This window comes from Nonomuraea sp. NPDC052129, from assembly GCF_040680095.1.
GTDB lineage: Bacteria > Actinomycetota > Actinomycetes > Streptosporangiales > Streptosporangiaceae > Nonomuraea.
Map to the genome: position 1 here is coordinate 75,818 of NZ_JBFAVX010000011.1, position 16,330 is coordinate 92,147.

The following is a 16,330-nucleotide window of genomic DNA, read 5'->3' on the forward strand; positions in this document are numbered from 1 at the left end:
ATGCGACACCGCAAGATGGGGAACCTCGGCTGGGCGGTCAGCGAGGTCGGATACGGCATGTGGGGCATCGGCGGCGGCCCCGGTAACTTCACCGGCTGGGACTACGACCTCGCCCCGCGCTGCCTCGACGAGGCCGTGGCGCTGGGCTGCGACTTCTTCGACACGGCCTGGGTGTACGGCCGGGGCGTCAGCGAGCAGATGCTCGGCGCGCTGCTGCGCCGCCATCCCGACCGGAAGCTGTACGTCGCCACGAAGATCCCCCCGAAGAACCGCGAATGGCCGCCGGGACCGGATGACACCCTCGACGACGCCTACCCCGCGGACCACATCAGGGAGTACACCCATCGCAGCCTGGACAACCTCGGGGTGGCGCGCATCGACCTGATGCAGTTCCACACCTGGGAGGACCGGTGGGCGGCCGACGAACGCTGGCAGGAGGCGATCACCGACCTCAAGCGTGAGGGGGTCATCGACGCGGTCGGCATCAGCGTCAACCGGTGGGAACCGGCCAACTGCTTCGCCGCGCTCGACACCGGTCTCATCGACGTCATCCAGGTGATCTACAACATCTTCGACCAGGCGCCCGAGGACGAGCTGTTCGACCGCGCGCTGCGCGACGGCATCGGGATCATCGCCCGCGTACCGTTCGACGAAGGCACCCTCACCGGCACGCTGAGCGCCGACAGCACCTGGCCGGAGGAGGACTGGCGCAGCACGTACTTCTGCGCGGAGAACCTCGGGCCGAGCGTCGAACGGGCCGAGCGCCTCAAGGCGGCCCTCCCCGAGGGCACCTCGCTGCCCGAGCTCGCCCTGCGGTTCATCCTCAACCACCCGGCGGTCAGCACGGTGATCCCGGGCATGCGCAAACCCGCCCACGTACGGGCGAACTTCTCGGTCAGCGACGGCCGGCCGCTCGACGACGCGCTGCTCCAGGAGCTCCGCCGGCACCGCTGGGACCGCGTCCCGGCCTGGTGGTCCGGGTGAACCCGCTGATCGTCATGTGGGCGCACTCCCGCTCGGCCTCGACGGCGTTCCTGCGCATGATGATCGAGCGCGGCGATGTGGCCGTCCTGCACGAGCCGTTCCTCGCCCTGACCGAGGAGGGCGCGGTGCCGCTTCCGTCACCGGACGGCGGCCGGGCGGTGGCGCGCTCGGAGAAGGAGCTCCTCATCGGCCTCAAGGAGCTGGCCCGCGTGCGGCCGGTGTTCGTCAAGGAGGTCCTCGACTACGACTACGGCTACCTCTTCGACCATCCCGAGGAGCTCGGCGGGATCGTCCACACCTTCATCGTCCGCGATCCCAAGCCGACCATCAGCTCGCACTACGCGATCAAACCGGCGGTGACCTGCGCGGAGATCGGCTACGAGCGGCTGTACCGGCTGTTCGAGCTGGCCTGGTCGGCGACCGGGCGCAGGCCGCTCGTCATCCGCACAGAGCGGCTGGTCGCGGAGCCGGCGAAGGTGGCCGAGGTCTTCTGCGCGTACGCCGGTCTGCCGTTCCTCGCGCACGCGCTCACCTGGGACTCCGGAGACCGGCCCGAGTGGCGGCGGACCCGCCGGTGGCATCTCGACGCGATCGGCAGCGCCGGCTTCGAGGACCGCCGCAACACCTACCCGGACACCGTCGACAACCACTCCGCCCTGAGGGCCTTCTACGACCACCATCTGCCCTTCTACCAGCGGCTCATCCAGCACGACTTCTGACCGGGAGGCCCCATGTCAACGGACACCGCCCCAGCCCCCACCGCCGTGAAGCAGTCGCCGGGCCAGGCGTTCGCGCGGGCGTTCGCGGCCGACCCCGGCCGCGCCGAGGTGACCTTCGACTACACCATCACCGAGGCACACGAGCCGACCAAGGACAGACCACGGCTGACCGTACGGAACCTGCTCAAGGTCCGCCCCACCGACGACATCGCCCGGTTCTGGACGGAGTCCCGGCCCACCGCGGAAGAGCAGAAGGCGGTACGCGGCTCCGACGTCCGCCGGGAAGCGGCCTTCAGGTTCGGCATGGGCGAGGCGGGGGTGCACCCGATCCGGGCGTGGGTGCAGATCCCCGACGGGCTGGCCGACGACCCGGACGCGCTGGCCACCTTCCTCGACTACCGATTACTGGTACGGCTCGCCACCGCCGAGAACCTGGCCCTGACCAACGCCCTGCTGGACCACCCGGAGATCGCCCGGCTCCCCTACGACACCGACTACGTCACCGGAGTCCTGACGGCCTGCGACGAGGTCGAGCAGTCGGGCGCCACCCCGCACGCGATGATCATCAACCCGAACGACTACTACCACCGGCTCGTCGGCCGGAACGGCCTGCTGGCCGACCTTGCGGCGGGCAACGGCATGAAGATCAGCCGCAACCGGTGGATCAGCCCGGGGTCCGCCCTCGTCGGCGACATCTCGGTGGCGGCCAGGCTCCTGGACGCCCGTCACTCGGTCATACGGGTGGCCGAACCGCCGCCGGGCACGTTCGCCCGACCCGGGGTGGCCGTGTGCGCGGAGGTGTACGAGGGGGTGGCGGTCCATCTCCCGGCCCTGTTCTACCTCGTCACCCCCGCCTATTGACCATGGCCCCCTTCGTCGCACGACCGTCTCGGTTCCTGTGACGGTCCGTGGTGGCTGGGGTTTCTGGGGCGAGGTGCCCCCTCCGGGGGAGCAGAAGAGGACGGTCCGTGGTGGCTGGGGTCCCTGGAGAGGGACACCCCCTCCGGGGAGCAAAAGGTGGCCTCCTCCGAGGGAATGGAGGATAAAACCCGTAGGCGATGAATTGCGGTAAATGCCGTACGTTGAATTTCGTGCAGAACAGCAGACGAAGGCGTCCGCGGGGCGCCTGATGGAAGGCGGGCGAGCGTGACGGACACACATGAGGAATATCGGCGCAACGGTTGGTGGCGAAGCGCGACTTTCCTGGATGACCTTCGGCATAACGTGGCGGCATTTCCCGGCAAGCCCGCGCTGATCAGCCGACGGGTCGCCGACGGCCGTACCGACGTCGTCACCTACGCGGAACTGGACCGGCTGACCGACCGAATCGCCCACGGCCTGATCCGGCTGGGCGTACAACCCGGGGATTATGTCGCGATCCAATTACCCAATCGCCGGGAGATGCTGCCCCTGACGCTGGCCTGCATCAAAGTCGGCGCGCGTATCGCGCCGCAGTTCCCCATCTACCGGCATCGCGAGCTCGAATTCATGATCCGGCTGACCGAGGCGCGCGTCTTCATCACCGTGAACCGCCTCGGTGACCTGCCGACCGCCGAGACCGCGATGACGCTCGCGAGCGAGATCCCGGCCCTGGAGCACGTCGTCGTGCTCGGCGGCGACGGCCCGGCCGGGTCCATCGGATTCGAGGAGCACCTCCTCGACCCCGAACCCGGTGACCCCGCGGACCTGGCCGGGCGCGCGCTGGGTCCGGACGATCCCTTCCTCATCCTGTTCACCTCGGGGACGACCGGAGAGCCCAAAGGCGCGCTGCACAGCCAGAACACCCTGCATGCCGCCATCCGCGGCTACGGGGACGCGTACGGCCTGGACGACAGCCTGGTCATCATGACGGCGCAGACCTCCATGCACTATGTGGGCCTGGTGATGACGTACCTGCAGGCGTTGATGCTGGGCGGCACCGCGGTCACGGCCGACATCTGGAACCCCGGCGTCTACCTCGACCTCATGGCAGAGCACGGCGTCACGATGTATTACGGCACGCCGCCCTTCGCCCGGGAGATCAGCGAGGAGCAGAAGGCCAACCCGCGGAAGATCCCCACTCTGCGGATCTTCGTGTCCGGCTCGGCGCCCGTCCCGCCGCACCTGGTGGAGCAGGTGAGCGAGATCCTCGGAGTACGGGTGTACGCGCTGTGGGGCATGACCGAGAACGGCGGCGTCACCATGACCCGGCCCGAAGACCCGCCGGAGCGGGCGGGCGAGAGTGACGGCACCGTCGTCACCGGCATGCAGGTGCGCATCGTCGACGAGGAGAACCGGCCGGTCCCGGCCGGCGAGATCGGCGCGCTGCAGGTACGCGGCGCGGCCCAATGCCTCGGCTATTACCGGCGCGACGACATCTACGCCAAGTCGCTCACTCCGGACGGCTGGTTCGACACCGGCGACCTGGCCCGCGACGACGGGTACGGCGGCGTGCGCATCTCCGGCCGGACCAAGGACGTCATCATCGCCAACATGTGCCTCAAGCTGCCGGTGAGCGACATCGAGGCGCTGCTGGGCAGGCACCCCGCTGTCCGCGACATCGCGCTCATCGGCATTCCGGATCCGAAGCTGGTCGAGCTGGTCTGCGCTGTCGTGACGCCGACGGACGAACCACCCACGCTGGAGGATCTGCGGAGGCACCTGGAGGACGCCGGCGTGAACAGCTGGTTCTGGCCCGAACGCCTCGAAGTCGTCGAGGCCATGCCACGGACCATCACGGGCAAGATCCGAAAGGTCGAGCTCCGCGAGCGGTTCGGCGCGGCGTCCAGCTGAGGTGCGCGGATCCCGGGCGCTCCCCCTGGCGGTGCTGTGCGGGAGCGCCTTTCTCGGTGCGATCGACGTGCAGCTGGCCAACATCGCCTTTCCCGACATGCTCCGCAGCTTTCCGAGCAGCGGGCTGCCCGAACTCTCGTGGGTGTTCAACGGCTACGCGATCACGTTCACGGCGGCGTTGCTGCCGGCGGGCGGCCTGGCGGACCGGTTCGGCTATCGGCGGGTCTTCCTCGCCGGGCTGACGGTGTTCGTGGTCGGCGCCGCCCTGTGCGCGGTCGCCCCCTCCGCCGGCATCCTGATCGCCGCCAGGGTGGTGCAGGGCGTGGGCGGCGGCGTGATCACCCCGCTGACGCTCGCGCTGATCCTGCCGTACTACCCGCCGGAACGGCGCGGCACGGCGATCGGTCTGTGGAGCGCGACGCAGTCGGTGGCGACCGCCTCCGGGCCCTCGCTCGGCGGCTTTCTGGTCGCCGTCTGGGACTGGCGCACGGTGTTCTTCCTCCACCTGCCGGTCGGGCTCGTCGTGCTGTTCGGCGCGTGGCGGACCCTGGCACGGACGCCGCCGTCCGCCCCGTCACGGCTGCCGGACATCGTCGGCCTGGTCCTGCTGGTGGCGGCCATCGGCCTGCCCTCGCTGGCCATCGTGCAGAGTGACGCGTGGGGGCCGGGCAGCCCGGGTACGATCCTCGCCCTCGTCGCCGGTGTCCTCGTCGGCGTGGTCTTCGTCCGGCGGGCGCGCTCGCATCCCGCTCCCATCGTGGACCTGAAGATCCTCCGGGCACGGAGCACCCAGCGGGCCAACCTCGCGATGTTCCTGCTCGGGCTGGTGATGTTCGCCCTGCCGCTGGCCAACATCCTGTTCCTCACCAAGATCTGGGGGTACTCCGAGGCCCAGGCCGGGCTCGCCGTCACTCCCGGCGCGGTCGTGCAGGTCCTCACCGCGCCGCTCGCCGGCCGGCTGGCGGCGAAGACCGGGCACCGCAGGCTGGCGTTGGGCGGAGTGGTGCTGCTCTCGCTCGCCACCGGCTACCTGGCGCTCGCGGCCGGGGGCGGTCAGGCGTACCTCACGGTGGTCCTGCCCGCGGTCGTCGCCACTGGGATGGGCATCGCCGTGCTGGTCAACGCGCTCAGCGGTGCCGCCGTCGCCGAGATTCCGCCCGCCCGGCTGGCCACCGGCACCGCCATGTCCGTCACCTCGCGCGCCTGTGGGGCGGTCATCGGCGTCTCCGCGCTCGTACTGGTGCTGTCGGGGGATCGCCTCGGCTCGACCGCCGCGTACCACGGTGTCTGGGCGACGATGCTCGGGCTCTGCGCCCTCATCGCCATCGCCGCCTCGGGGCTGCGCACCCCCGAGGCACCCGCCACGGCGAACGCCGGTCGGCACGAACCCGGCTCGAAAGCGCCGTGACGGGCGCGGTCCCTCAGGCGGGCGGCGTGACGGGCGGCGTCCTCAGCCGCCGTCCCTCAGGCGCGGTCCCTCAGGCGGGGACGACCTCGAAGCGGCGGTTGGTGAGGCTGGGGTTCTTGGCGCGTACGGTCTTCACCCGCTCCGCGCCGATGACCGCGGACGCCACTCCCGGAGCCTCGCCCGCCGAGGCCGCTATCTGGCCCATCGGGTCCACGACGGCGCTGTGGCCGGTGCAGGCCGGGCCGGTCTGCCCGCAGGCGATGACGTAGGCGGTGTTCTCGATCGCGCGGGCGCGGGCCAGCGTGATCCAATGGTCCTCCTTGGCGGGCCCGGCGACCCACGCGGCCGGTACGACGAGCGCCTCGGCCCCGGCGTCGACCAGGAACCGGGCCATCTCGGGAAAGCGGAGGTCGTAGCAGGTCATGACGCCGAAGGTCAGGTCGCCCAGGGTGAAGATCAGCGGCTCGGGCTTGTGCGCCTGGACCCGGTCGGACTCGCGGTAGCCGAAGGCGTCGTAGAGGTGGACCTTGCGGTAGACGCCCACGAGGTCGCCACCGGAGTCCACGGCGATCACGGTGTTGCTGGGCTTGCCGGACCCTCCCCCCGGCGCCTCGGTCATGCCGGCGACGACGGCGATGCCGTGCTGCTTCGCCAGCGCGCCGATCGTGGTCGCGAAGGGGCCGTCAAGGGGTTCGGTCTCCGAGACGATGTCGGCCGTGACATCCGAGTTGGAGTACATGGCGTTCTCCGGCAGGACGATGAGCTGGGAGCCCTGGGCCGCCGCCTGTTCGATCAGTGCGGTGGCCGCCTCGAGGTTGGCGGACTTGTCGGTGGTGGCGCCGAACTGGCCGACGGTGACGAGCATGCTGTGTCTCCTAACGATTGCGGGTGAGTTCGCGGGTCTGGTCGAGAGCGGCCCGGAAACCGGCCATGATGGCGCCGTGCTCCATGGTCAGGACGAGTTGGTCGGCGCCGTTCTCCAGCGCGAACGCCTTCTCCTCCGCCGACCACGCGGGCAGCACCCAGGGCTTGCCGGCGGCGCGGGCCGCGTCCGCCACGAGCTTGAGGTCGGCGAAGTCGCCCTCCGACCGGCTGTAGGCGCCGCGCTCCCGGCGCAGGGACAGGTCACTGGGGCCGACGAAGACGCCGTCGACCGTGGGGAGCGCGAGGATGTCGGCGATCTGCTCCAGGGCACCGGCGTCCTCGATCATGGGGTAGACGCGGGTCTCGCGGTCCTGCCGGGCGGTCCACTCGTCGTCGAAGCCGCCGTAGCGCGTCGTACGGCCGCCCGCGAAACTCCGGTCGCCCAGCGGCGGGAACTTCCCGAACGCGCAGATGGCGGCCGCGTGCGCGACTCCCTCGATGTGGGGCACGACGACGGCGGTGGCGCCGAAGTCGAGGGCCTGCTGGATCGGGCCCCGCTCCGGCCCCAGGACCTTGGCCAGCACCTCCAGGTCGAGAGCGCGCAGGAACGGGATATAGCGTTCCAGGTCGGCCAGATCGAACGAGCCATGTTCGATGTCGAGGACCACCGCCCCGTAACCCAGGTCCGCCACGATCTCGGCCGCGGCGAAGCTCGGACCGGACAGCCAGGCGGCGTATCTCCGGTCTTGCTGGTCCTGCAATGGATACTCCTAACAGAAATTGGTATACACTGTGTATACACATGAACATGGGGGGTGGCATGGATTGGGAACCGGACAGGGTCCCGGCGACGACGGCCGGCGAGCGTGCTTACCGGTGGACGAGGGAGGCGATCCTCGGTGGCCGGTTTCCTGAGGGTTCCTTCCTGGAGGAGAAGCTGGTCTGCGACGAGGCCGGCGTGTCGCGGACTCCCGTCCGGGAGGCGTTCCACCGCCTGGCGGCCGAGAAGTACATCGACCTGCAGCCCAGGCGCGGCGCCCAGGTGCGGAGCGTGACGGCCGGCGAGCTGTTCGAGACCTACGAGATGCGGCAGGTGCTCGAAATCCACGGTTTCCGGATCCTGTGCGAGACGAAGACCGACATCCCGGCGGGCCTGTCCGCGCACCTGGACCTGATGGAGGAGCCCTCGACGCTGGCGCGGTGCCGGGCTGGCGACCGCGACGCGATCGCCGAGCACGCGAAGATGGATTTCTTCTTCCACTATTCGTTTGTGAAGGCGACGGGCAACACCGTCCTGACCGACCTGTTCACCAGCCTCCAGCCGCGCCACCAGCGGATCGGGGTCAGCGCGATCTCGCTGCGGCCCAACCGGCTGGCGGTCATCGGCCCGGAGCACCGCGCGCTGCTCGCGGCGCTGACCGAGCACGACTTCGAGGCCGCCGAACGTACGCTGCGCAACCATCTGCGCCCCGACGAGTCTGTGGTCTCCCGCCTGAAGTGAACACCCGATAGACAGCTCGATCACTTCGCCATGGCCCGCCACAGCTCGCGGCGCTCGGCCTGCTCGGCGGGATCGGGCACCGGCGCCGCCGCGACGAGCCGCTTGGTGTAGTCGGTCCGCGGCTCGTTCAGCACCTCACGAGCCGGGCCGTGCTCGACCAGCCGCCCGTGTTGCAGGACGGCGACGTCGTGCGCGAGCAGTTCGACGACGCCGAGGTCGTGGCTGATGAACAGGCAGGAGAAGCCGAGCCGGTCCTGCAGCTCCTGGAACAATCGCAGGACGGTGGCCTGCACCGACACGTCCAGCGCCGAGGTGGGCTCGTCGGCGATGAGCAACTCGGGCTCCAGCGCCAGCGCGCGGGCGATCCCGACGCGCTGCCGCTGACCGCCCGACAGCTCATGCGGAAACCGGTCGGCCCAGCTCTTGGGCAGCTCCACCTGCTCCAGCAGGTCCAGCACCCGCGCGCGTACGGCGGTGCGGCCGGCGTACCGATTGATGATCATCGGTGCCGCGATCGAGTCGCCGATCGACCGGCGCGGGTCGAGCGAGGAGCCCGGATCCTGGAAGACCATCGAGTACGTCCGGCGGAAGTCGCGCAGTTGCCCGGCCTTGAGCCCCGTCACCTCGCGCCCGCAGATCTCGATCGCGCCCGCCGAGGCCCGCGCCAGCCCGACGATCGCCCGGCCGATCGTGGACTTGCCCGAGCCGGACTCCCCCACGAGACCGAGGACCTTCCCCTTCTCGATGGCGAAGCTGACGCCGTGCACCGCTTTGAAGCCCTTGCGGCCGAGCCGGCCCGGGTACTCGACCTCGAGATCGGTGACCCGCAGCGTCATGCCATCAGCGGGCGCGGCCGTGGCGCGGGCCGCTTCCGACTGTCCGCGCCGGGGCACCGCGGCCAGCAGCTTGCGGGTGTACTCGTGGCGGGGGTCGGCGAACAGCCGGGCGACCGGCGCCTCCTCCACGACCTCGCCCTGCTTCATCACCACGACCCGGTCGGCCAGGTCGGCGACCACTCCCATGTCGTGGGTGATGACGATGACCGCCGAGCCGAGGTCCTTCTGCAGGCGGCGCAGGAGCTCCAGGATCTCCGCCTGCACGGTGACGTCGAGGGCGGTGGTCGGCTCGTCGGCGATGATGACCTCCGGCGAGCCGGAGATCGCCATGGCGATCATCGCGCGCTGCCGCTGGCCGCCGGACAGCTGGTGCGGGTAGCTGTCGATCCGCGACTCCGGCTCCGGGATGCCGACCTTGCGCAGCAGTTCCAGGGTCCGCGAGCGGGCCTCGGCGACGGGCAGGCGCTCGTGGCACTGGATCGCCTCGATGATCTGCTCACCGATGGTGTAGACGGGGTTCAGCGCGGTCATCGGCTCCTGGAAGATCATCGCGATCCGCTTGCCCCGGATGGCGCGCAGCGGCTCCTCGCCGAGGCCGATCAGCTCGGTGTCGCCGAACCGGATGCTCCCGCGACGCCGCGCGTTCGGCGCCAGCAGCCCGAGCACCGACATCGAGCTGACGGACTTGCCCGAGCCGGACTCCCCGACCAGCGCCACCACCTCGCCCTTGGCGACCGAGAAGCTGACGTCTTTCACGGCGGAGGTCCACTCGCCCGCGATCTGGAAGTCCACCGAGAGCTGCTCGACCGAGAGAATCGTGTCGGTTGTCATGTGTCTCCCCAAATGCTCATGCAGGGCTACTCGGCTTTGGTGTTGCGGTCGTACTCCTGGATGTAGGCGGAGCAGAAACCGATGACCCGCTCGATCCAGATCTCGCCGATCTTGGCGTCGCCGAGGCTCACGTCGCCGGTGCATCCGGTCTCGCTCACCTCGGAGAAGTCCCAGAAGACGGTCCCGCGTACGGTCTGACCGGGGATCGCCGTCTCGAGGTAGCTCGTCGGCGTCCAACCGCTGCCGGACGCCAGGCCGCCCGGGACGGCCAGCTCACTGCGCACCTGCTCGGGGAACATCGCGAGCATCGCGGAGTGCTCGGGCTCGGCGCCGTGTCCGTACGCCGTGGCGGGGTCCTCATAAACGTCGCGCATGAGCGCGTAGCCGAGCTGCCACGGGTACAGGTGCCCGATCAGCACGCCGAGGTCGCGGCGCGCGTCAAGGGCGGCGCCGGTGACGGGCCCAACGTTGCCACCGTTGTTGTCGACGATGATGATGCGCCGGAATCCGGACTGGACCAGCGCTTCGATGATCTCGTACGTGACGTTGCGCAGGGTCGTCTGGCTCAAGGAGAGGTTGCCGTTGTAGCCGCGGAAGGTGCCGGAGTGCCCGTAGTGGAGGGCCGGGGCGACATAGCACCCGTTTTCCGCCGCCAGCTTGTCGGCGACCCATTCGGCCACGATGGAGTCCTCGTGGATGGGCAGGTGCGGGCCGTGCTGCTCGACGGCGCCGATCGGCAGCAGGATGATCGGGTCCCGTTCCGCCAGCTCCTTGACCTGGGTCCAGGAGAGCTCACCGAGCCTGTGGGTGGAAGGGAGGGTCATGTGGTGGTTCCTTTCGGTTGGTGCCACGACTCAGCTGGTGCCACGGCGGCGCGGGTCGAGCAGGTCACGCAGGCCGTCCCCGAACACGTTGAGGGCGAGGACGACGAGGATGATGAGTACGGACGGATAGATCAGCAGCGTCGGTTGGACCTCCAGGAAGTCGCGTCCCGAGCCGACCATCGTGCCCAGCGAGGGCAGCGGCGGCTGCGCGCCGAGGCCGAGGAAGCTCAGTCCGGCCTCCATCTGGATGGCGAAGCTGACCGACAGGCTGAGCTGGACGATGATGGGCGCGGCCACGTTCGGCAGGATCGTGCCGACCAGGATGCCGGCCGGTTTCGCGCCCATGATCTTCGAGGCTTCGACGTACTCCAGGTTCCTGATGGACAGCACCTGGGTGTACACGATCCTGGTGAATCTCGGGATGTACAGGACGCCGATCACCAGGACGACGTTCACCAGGGCCGGCCCCAGGATCGCCACCACCGCGATGGCCAGCACGATCGGGGGGAAGCTCAGCAGGACGTCGATGCCGCGCATGATGATCGTCGAGACCCAGCGGCCGACGTACCCGGCCACCAGTCCGAGCGCGACGCCGATGACCGCCGCCACCAGGACCGCGGACAGCGCCACCCCGAGGGAGACCCGCAGCCCGATCAGCAGGCGGGACAGCACGTCGCGGCCGAAGTCGTCGATGCCGAGCGCCGAGCCGGAGGTCAGGGGCTTGCCGACGATGTCGCGGTAGTCGTACGGCGCGAGGAACGGGGCGAACACCGCGACGAGCGCGACCAGCAGCAGGAAGGCGCCCGCCACGGACGTCCTGCGGTTGGCCAGCAGCCGCCGCAGGAAGGTCTTCCTGTCGGCGCTCGTGATCGCCGGTGCGCCTGACAGCACAGTGGCCATGATCAGTTGTCCTCCGCCCGGGGGTCGAGTGCCCTGACGACCAGGTCTCCGACCAGGTTGACCAGGATGACGATGGTGGCCGCGGCGAGGACGACGGCCTGGATGACGGGGTAGTCGCGCTGCCCGACGGCGTTCATGAGCAGGGAGCTCATCCCCGGCCAGCCGAAGATGGTCTCCACCAGAACCGTGCTGCCGATCAGCGTCGTCAGCTCCACCGTCGTCACGGAGACCACGGACAGCATCGCCGTACGCAGGGCGTGCCGGTTGATGACGCGTTTCTCCACCAGCCCCTTGGCGCGGGCCGTACGGACATAGTCGGCGTTGAGGGTCTCCAGCATGGACGCCCTGGTCATCCGGGTGACCACGGCGCACGAGGCCGCCGTCAGCGTGACCACCGGCAGGATGAGGATGTGCAGGTGCGTGAGGGGATCTTCGAACGGTGAGGCGAAGCGCGCCGGCGGCAGGATCGGGATGAGGATGGCGAACACCAGCAGCAGCAGGGTGCCGACCACGAAGACGGGCAGGGAGATCCCGAAGATGGATCCGGCGACCAGCACGTGGTCCGACGGCTTGTCGGCGCGCGTGGCGGCCATCCGGCCCAGGACGATGCCGACCACCAGCGAGACGGCCAGCGCGATCAGGACCAGTTCCAGCGAGTTGCCGATGCGGGAGGGCAGGTCCTGCATCACCGGGCGCCCGCTGATCAGCGAGGTGCCGAGATCGCCCTGGAACAGCCGCGCCCAGAAGCCGATGAACTGTCCGAAGAAGGGTTCGTCGAGGTGCATCGCCAGCCGGGTCTGGGCGATCTGCTGCTCCGTGGCCGCCTCGCCCAGCACCGCCTTGGCGGGATCGCCCGGAATGAGGCGTACCAAGAAGAAGACGATCGTTCCGACGAGGAGCAACTGCAGGATCGCCTGCGCGAACCGCTTGGCCAGGAATCGCCTCACGCCGTCTTCTCCATCCAGGTCCGGCGCAGGGCCGTGGCGGTCCAGGCGCCCTTCGGCGGGTGCTCGTAACCCTTGACGTAGGTGTAGTGAGCCTCGCCCTGCTCGCGGCGGACGGTGTAGGTCATCGGAACCAGCTCCAGCGCCCGCTTCTCGATGTCGAGGTAGATCTCGTCGCGCAGGCTCTGCTCCGAGGTCTTTCGTCCCTGGGCGAGCAGCTCGTCGATCTTGTCGTCCGCGAAGTCGAGGTACTTGGCGAAGGTGCCGGTGCTGCCGATGAAGTCGCCCAGCGACGCCGGGTCGCCGAACTTCGGCGCCGTCCCCCAGGAGTGGACGGGGAAGACCTTGTCGGTCACGCTGGCCCGGAAGGTCAGCCATTCCTGCTGCGTGAGGTTCACGTTCAGGCCGGCCGCGCGCAGGCCCGGCAGCATCGCCTGGGCGGGCCGGGCGATGACCGAGTAGGAGCTGGTGGTGACCACCGGCAGGGTCAGGCCCTCCTGCCCGGCCTGTTTCAGCAGGAACCTGGCCTGTTCCGGGTCGTACGGCATGGTGCCGTCGAGCCCGCGCGCGTACGGAGCGAACGTCTCCGACATCAGGGCGCCGTCCATCGGCCTGCCGTGCCCGAGCAGCGCGGTGTCCAGAACCGACTGCCGGTTGATCGACATGGCGATCGCCTTGCGGACCCGCACGTCGTCGAAGGGCCGCTTGCTGGTCACGAACCCGACGAAGCCGAAGCCGAAGGTCTTGTCCGAGGCGAACCGCAGCCGGGGGTTCTCGGAGATGACGCCCACGTGGGTGGCCGGGACATAGTCGATCATGTCCACGGTCGCCGTGCGCAGGGCCATCACGCGCGCGTAGTCGTCGCTCATCGGCTGGAAGACAATGCCGTTGAGGTACGGCAGGCCGGACTCGAAGTAGTGCTCGAACCGGACGAAGGTGGTGCTCACTCCCGGAACGCGCTCCACGAACCGGAACGGGCCGGTGCCCATGACCTGCGTCTTGGTGTTCGCCCCCGCCTCGATCCACTTCTTGGAGACGACATTGGAGGTGGGCGCGGCCAGCGCGAAGGGGAAGGCCACGTCGGGCTGCTTCAGGGTGAAGGTCACGGTCGTGGCGTCGGGCGCCTCGACGGAGGTGACCTGCGTGAGCAGCGGGCCCGACGCCGCCGCGGTCTCCTTGTCCATCATGCGGCGGAAGGAGAAGACCACGTCCTCGGCCGTCATCGGGGAGCCGTCGTGGAAGGTGACTCCTGAGCGGAGCTTGACCTTGTAGGTCAGCTCGTCCGCCCATCCGAACTCGGCCGCGAGATCCCCGACGATCTCTCCGGCGCCGTTGTACTGCACCAGCCCGTTGTAGGCGAGTTGCCGCAGGTAGTCGGAGGCGCTGCCGGTGCTGAGATGCGGGTCGAGGTTGGCCGGGTCTGTGGAGAGACCGAAGTACAGGATTCCGCCCCGGCTCGGGCCACCGTTACCGGCGCGGACCACCTGCATGGATTCGGGCAAGGTCGTGGGATTGCCGCAGGCCGCCAGGGTGGTGGTACCCAGCGCGGCGGCACTGCCTGCGAGAAAGGTCCGCCTGCTGATTACTGCCATGACATCTCCACCTCGTCGGCGCTTGGAGGATGCATCAGGTATGGCCCAGGTATACATGGCGTTTACCTCGAGGGTCAACGGGTTGCGGGCAAGCCGAATGTGCGGTAGGAGCAGGACGAAAACCGACTTCAGAAAGGCCCGGATCGCCGATGCACTGGCCCATTCCCCGCCCGGAGTACCCTCGGCCGCCCTGATGGGTACGGACTGGCTGAACCTGAACGGCGAGTGGCAGTTCGAGATCGACGCCGGCGACTCCGGCCTCGAACGCGGACACCAGGACGACGGGATCTGGCAGACGGTGTGGCTGGAGTCGTCCTGGCCGAGGCGGAGGTGCGCGCCGATCTCGACCTCTCCCCCAGGCTCACCCTGCGACTGCCGGAAGGCGCGGTCAGGACCTGGTCGCCGGCCGATCCGCACCTGTACGGGCTGAGCGTCCAGATTCTCGACGCGGCAGGGGTCGTGGTCGACGAGGTCAGGTCGTACGCGGGGCTGCGCTCGGTCTCGATCGACGGCAACCGGTTACTGCTCAACGGCCTGCCGGTGTTCCAGCGGCCCGTACTCGACCAGGGGTACTGGCCGCAGTCGCTGATGACGGCCCCGAGCGACCGCGCGCTCGCCCACGACATCGAGCTGGGCATCGCGGCGGGTTTCAACGGGGCCCCGGCGCATTGCTCGATAATCCGGACATGTTTGGCTATTGCTACACGTAGCTCACCGATGCGTTCCAGGAGCAGAACGGCATCTATACCTTCGATCGCTCCGTGAAGCTCGACGTCGAAAGGATCCGGGCGATCCAGGTGAAGCCCGCCGCCGTCGAACGGCGGTGACGCGTACACGAGGCAGCCTTGGCTGAGCGGGCGGCGTTCAGTCGGAGTAGCGCCGCTGTCTCACGCTGGCGGCCAGTGCGGCGGCTCTGGCCGCCTCTGTCGGGGTGAACGGCAGAGCGGGGCGGCTGACCAAGAGCGCCCGTTCGGGATGGACGGAAATCACCAGAGTGGTGCCGGACTCGCCGCTGTCGGCGAGGGTGTCTCCGGGGCGTCGCCACTGGACGTCCGGGGCGCGCAGCAGCTCCGCCATCGCATGGGGCAGCTGCTCCGGGTCGTCGCTGACGGCATGGGCCAGGACAAGGGCCTGGACTCCGGGGTCGACCAGGTCTTTGACGTAGGCGCGGACGATGACGATGTCGAGCCCGCCGGCCTTCGCGACCGCCGACCGCAGGTCCTTCTCGCTCAGCTGCGTGGGCGCCTCGACGACGAACTCGTCCAGGGCGTCGCAGCCGGACGGAGAGATCGCGCTGCTGCCGGTCGCGGCGATGTGCAGGGCCAGCACGTTGCAGTCCAGCCTGGCGAACGCCGTGGCCAACTCCGCCAGATGGCCCGGCCGGTCGACCACCCGCGTGCGGATGCGCCACAACTTCATCGGCCGGCCTCCCTCGATATCGATCACCTCAGCGGCTTGGCGCTCGGTTCCACATCGTTTGTGGCCTTCGCGGCCCAGGCGTTTGCGGCCGGGTCGTCGGTGGGCCAGGCGTTTGTGGACGAAGGTGCACATGATGAGCCCCGCACCGAGGGTGATCAGCACCGCGGGGCCTGGGGCGGAGTGCCCCATAAGAGTGGCGAACAGGTGGGCCAGACCGACCGCGACGAAGAGCACCGCCAGTTCTACGACCTCACGCTTCCACGAGGCGGCGGCCTGCTCAGGAGTGTGCGCCCGATCTACGTCTTTCGCATCGCTCATGCGGGCAGGATGGCAGTCCGCTGTTTCGCAACCACGCGACGTGCGGTTTCACCGACATTAACCCTCGCCCGGGGCGGCCTGGCTCGCGACACATGCCCTCAATGCGACGAGCCGGGGCCCGCACCTCTTCAGGTGCGAACCCCGGCCCGTCGTGCGTGACTAGCGTCAGGCGGGAACGATGTTCTCGGCCTGCGGGCCCTTCTGGCCCTGCGTGATGTCGAAGCTGACCTTCTGGCCTTCCTGCAGCTCGCGGAAGCCCTGGGCAGCGATGTTGGAGTAGTGGGCGAAGACGTCAGCGCCGCCGCCGTCCTGCTCGATGAAGCCGAAGCCCTTTTCAGAGTTGAACCACTTCACGGTGCCAGTCGCCATGTCGATCTCCTTTAGGATAGGCGAAATAGACAGAACCCGCAGGTCGCGG

Annotated in this window: 16 protein-coding genes; 7 read left to right on the forward strand and 9 right to left on the reverse strand. The window is 69.1% G+C overall.

All coding sequences use genetic code 11. The features are described from left to right. The 5 genes from AB0L53_RS24535 to AB0L53_RS24555 all read left to right on the forward strand — a co-directional run bounded on the left by AB0L53_RS24535 (nucleotide 1) and on the right by AB0L53_RS24555 (nucleotide 5,883). Nucleotides 1-984: an aldo/keto reductase gene (locus AB0L53_RS24535; protein ID WP_363997923.1), complete on the forward strand. Its 984-nt coding sequence runs from the start codon at nucleotides 1-3 to the stop codon at nucleotides 982-984. Continuing rightward, the gene (locus tag AB0L53_RS24540; RefSeq protein ID WP_363997926.1) at nucleotides 981-1,703 is read left to right on the forward strand and encodes a hypothetical protein; all 723 of its coding nucleotides are present in this window, start codon (nucleotides 981-983) and stop codon (nucleotides 1,701-1,703) included. Before AB0L53_RS24535 ends, AB0L53_RS24540 begins: the two co-directional genes overlap by 4 nt. Before the next feature lie 12 nt (nucleotides 1,704-1,715). After that, on the forward strand, nucleotides 1,716-2,564 hold the full coding sequence (locus AB0L53_RS24545) for a family 3 encapsulin nanocompartment shell protein (RefSeq protein ID WP_363997929.1): 849 nt from the start codon (nucleotides 1,716-1,718) through the stop codon (nucleotides 2,562-2,564). 363 nt (nucleotides 2,565-2,927) lie between these two features. After that, nucleotides 2,928-4,475, forward strand: a complete 1,548-nt coding sequence (locus AB0L53_RS24550; protein WP_363997932.1) for an AMP-binding protein — start codon at nucleotides 2,928-2,930, stop codon at nucleotides 4,473-4,475. 1 nt (nucleotide 4,476) lies between these two features. Further along, nucleotides 4,477-5,883 carry a DHA2 family efflux MFS transporter permease subunit gene (locus AB0L53_RS24555; RefSeq protein WP_363997934.1) on the forward strand — a complete coding sequence of 469 codons (1,407 nt, stop codon included), beginning with the start codon at nucleotides 4,477-4,479 and terminating at the stop codon, nucleotides 5,881-5,883. A gap of 70 nt (nucleotides 5,884-5,953) precedes the next feature. Here AB0L53_RS24555 and AB0L53_RS24560 read toward each other — a convergent pair whose 3' ends face one another. After that, nucleotides 5,954-6,748: a carbon-nitrogen hydrolase family protein gene (locus AB0L53_RS24560; RefSeq protein ID WP_363997937.1), complete on the reverse strand. Its 795-nt coding sequence runs from the start codon at nucleotides 6,746-6,748 to the stop codon at nucleotides 5,954-5,956. 10 nt (nucleotides 6,749-6,758) lie between these two features. Continuing rightward, the gene (locus tag AB0L53_RS24565) at nucleotides 6,759-7,508 is read right to left on the reverse strand and encodes an aldolase/citrate lyase family protein (RefSeq protein ID WP_363997940.1); all 750 of its coding nucleotides are present in this window, start codon (nucleotides 7,506-7,508) and stop codon (nucleotides 6,759-6,761) included. A gap of 59 nt (nucleotides 7,509-7,567) precedes the next feature. On the opposite strand from AB0L53_RS24565, the gene AB0L53_RS24570 reads away from it, so the two are divergent. Continuing rightward, nucleotides 7,568-8,248, forward strand: a complete 681-nt coding sequence (locus tag AB0L53_RS24570) for a GntR family transcriptional regulator (protein ID WP_357951292.1) — start codon at nucleotides 7,568-7,570, stop codon at nucleotides 8,246-8,248. A 20-nt stretch (nucleotides 8,249-8,268) separates the two neighbouring features. On the opposite strand, the gene AB0L53_RS24575 is transcribed toward AB0L53_RS24570, so the two are convergent. The 5 genes from AB0L53_RS24575 to AB0L53_RS24595 are packed head-to-tail and all read right to left on the reverse strand — an operon-like array spanning nucleotide 8,269 to nucleotide 14,175. After that, nucleotides 8,269-9,915, reverse strand: a complete 1,647-nt coding sequence (locus AB0L53_RS24575; RefSeq protein ID WP_363997943.1) for an ABC transporter ATP-binding protein — start codon at nucleotides 9,913-9,915, stop codon at nucleotides 8,269-8,271. A gap of 26 nt (nucleotides 9,916-9,941) precedes the next feature. Beyond that, a complete protein-coding gene (locus tag AB0L53_RS24580) occupies nucleotides 9,942-10,739 on the reverse strand; it encodes a creatininase family protein (protein ID WP_358553373.1) in 798 nt (265 codons plus the stop codon). Between the two features lie 30 nt (nucleotides 10,740-10,769). Further along, nucleotides 10,770-11,639 (reverse strand): ABC transporter permease, encoded by an 870-nt coding sequence (locus tag AB0L53_RS24585; protein WP_363997952.1) that lies wholly within the window; start codon nucleotides 11,637-11,639, stop codon nucleotides 10,770-10,772. Between the two features lie 2 nt (nucleotides 11,640-11,641). Next, nucleotides 11,642-12,586, reverse strand: coding sequence for an ABC transporter permease (locus AB0L53_RS24590; RefSeq protein ID WP_357951285.1), 945 nt, complete (start codon nucleotides 12,584-12,586; stop codon nucleotides 11,642-11,644). Continuing rightward, on the reverse strand, nucleotides 12,583-14,175 hold the full coding sequence (locus tag AB0L53_RS24595) for an ABC transporter substrate-binding protein (protein ID WP_363997955.1): 1,593 nt from the start codon (nucleotides 14,173-14,175) through the stop codon (nucleotides 12,583-12,585). Before AB0L53_RS24595 ends, AB0L53_RS24590 begins: the two co-directional genes overlap by 4 nt. A gap of 300 nt (nucleotides 14,176-14,475) precedes the next feature. Between AB0L53_RS24595 and AB0L53_RS24600 the strand changes: the two genes are divergently transcribed. Then, nucleotides 14,476-14,940 (forward strand): hypothetical protein, encoded by a 465-nt coding sequence (locus AB0L53_RS24600; RefSeq protein WP_363997958.1) that lies wholly within the window; start codon nucleotides 14,476-14,478, stop codon nucleotides 14,938-14,940. Nucleotides 14,941-15,039: 99 nt separating this feature from the next. On the opposite strand, the gene AB0L53_RS24605 is transcribed toward AB0L53_RS24600, so the two are convergent. Both AB0L53_RS24605 and AB0L53_RS24610 read right to left on the reverse strand, forming a co-directional pair. Further along, the gene (locus AB0L53_RS24605) at nucleotides 15,040-15,912 is read right to left on the reverse strand and encodes a hypothetical protein (RefSeq protein ID WP_363997961.1); all 873 of its coding nucleotides are present in this window, start codon (nucleotides 15,910-15,912) and stop codon (nucleotides 15,040-15,042) included. 165 nt (nucleotides 15,913-16,077) lie between these two features. Then, nucleotides 16,078-16,281, reverse strand: a complete 204-nt coding sequence (locus tag AB0L53_RS24610; protein ID WP_086663560.1) for a cold-shock protein — start codon at nucleotides 16,279-16,281, stop codon at nucleotides 16,078-16,080. Nucleotides 16,282-16,330 lie beyond the last annotated feature (49 nt).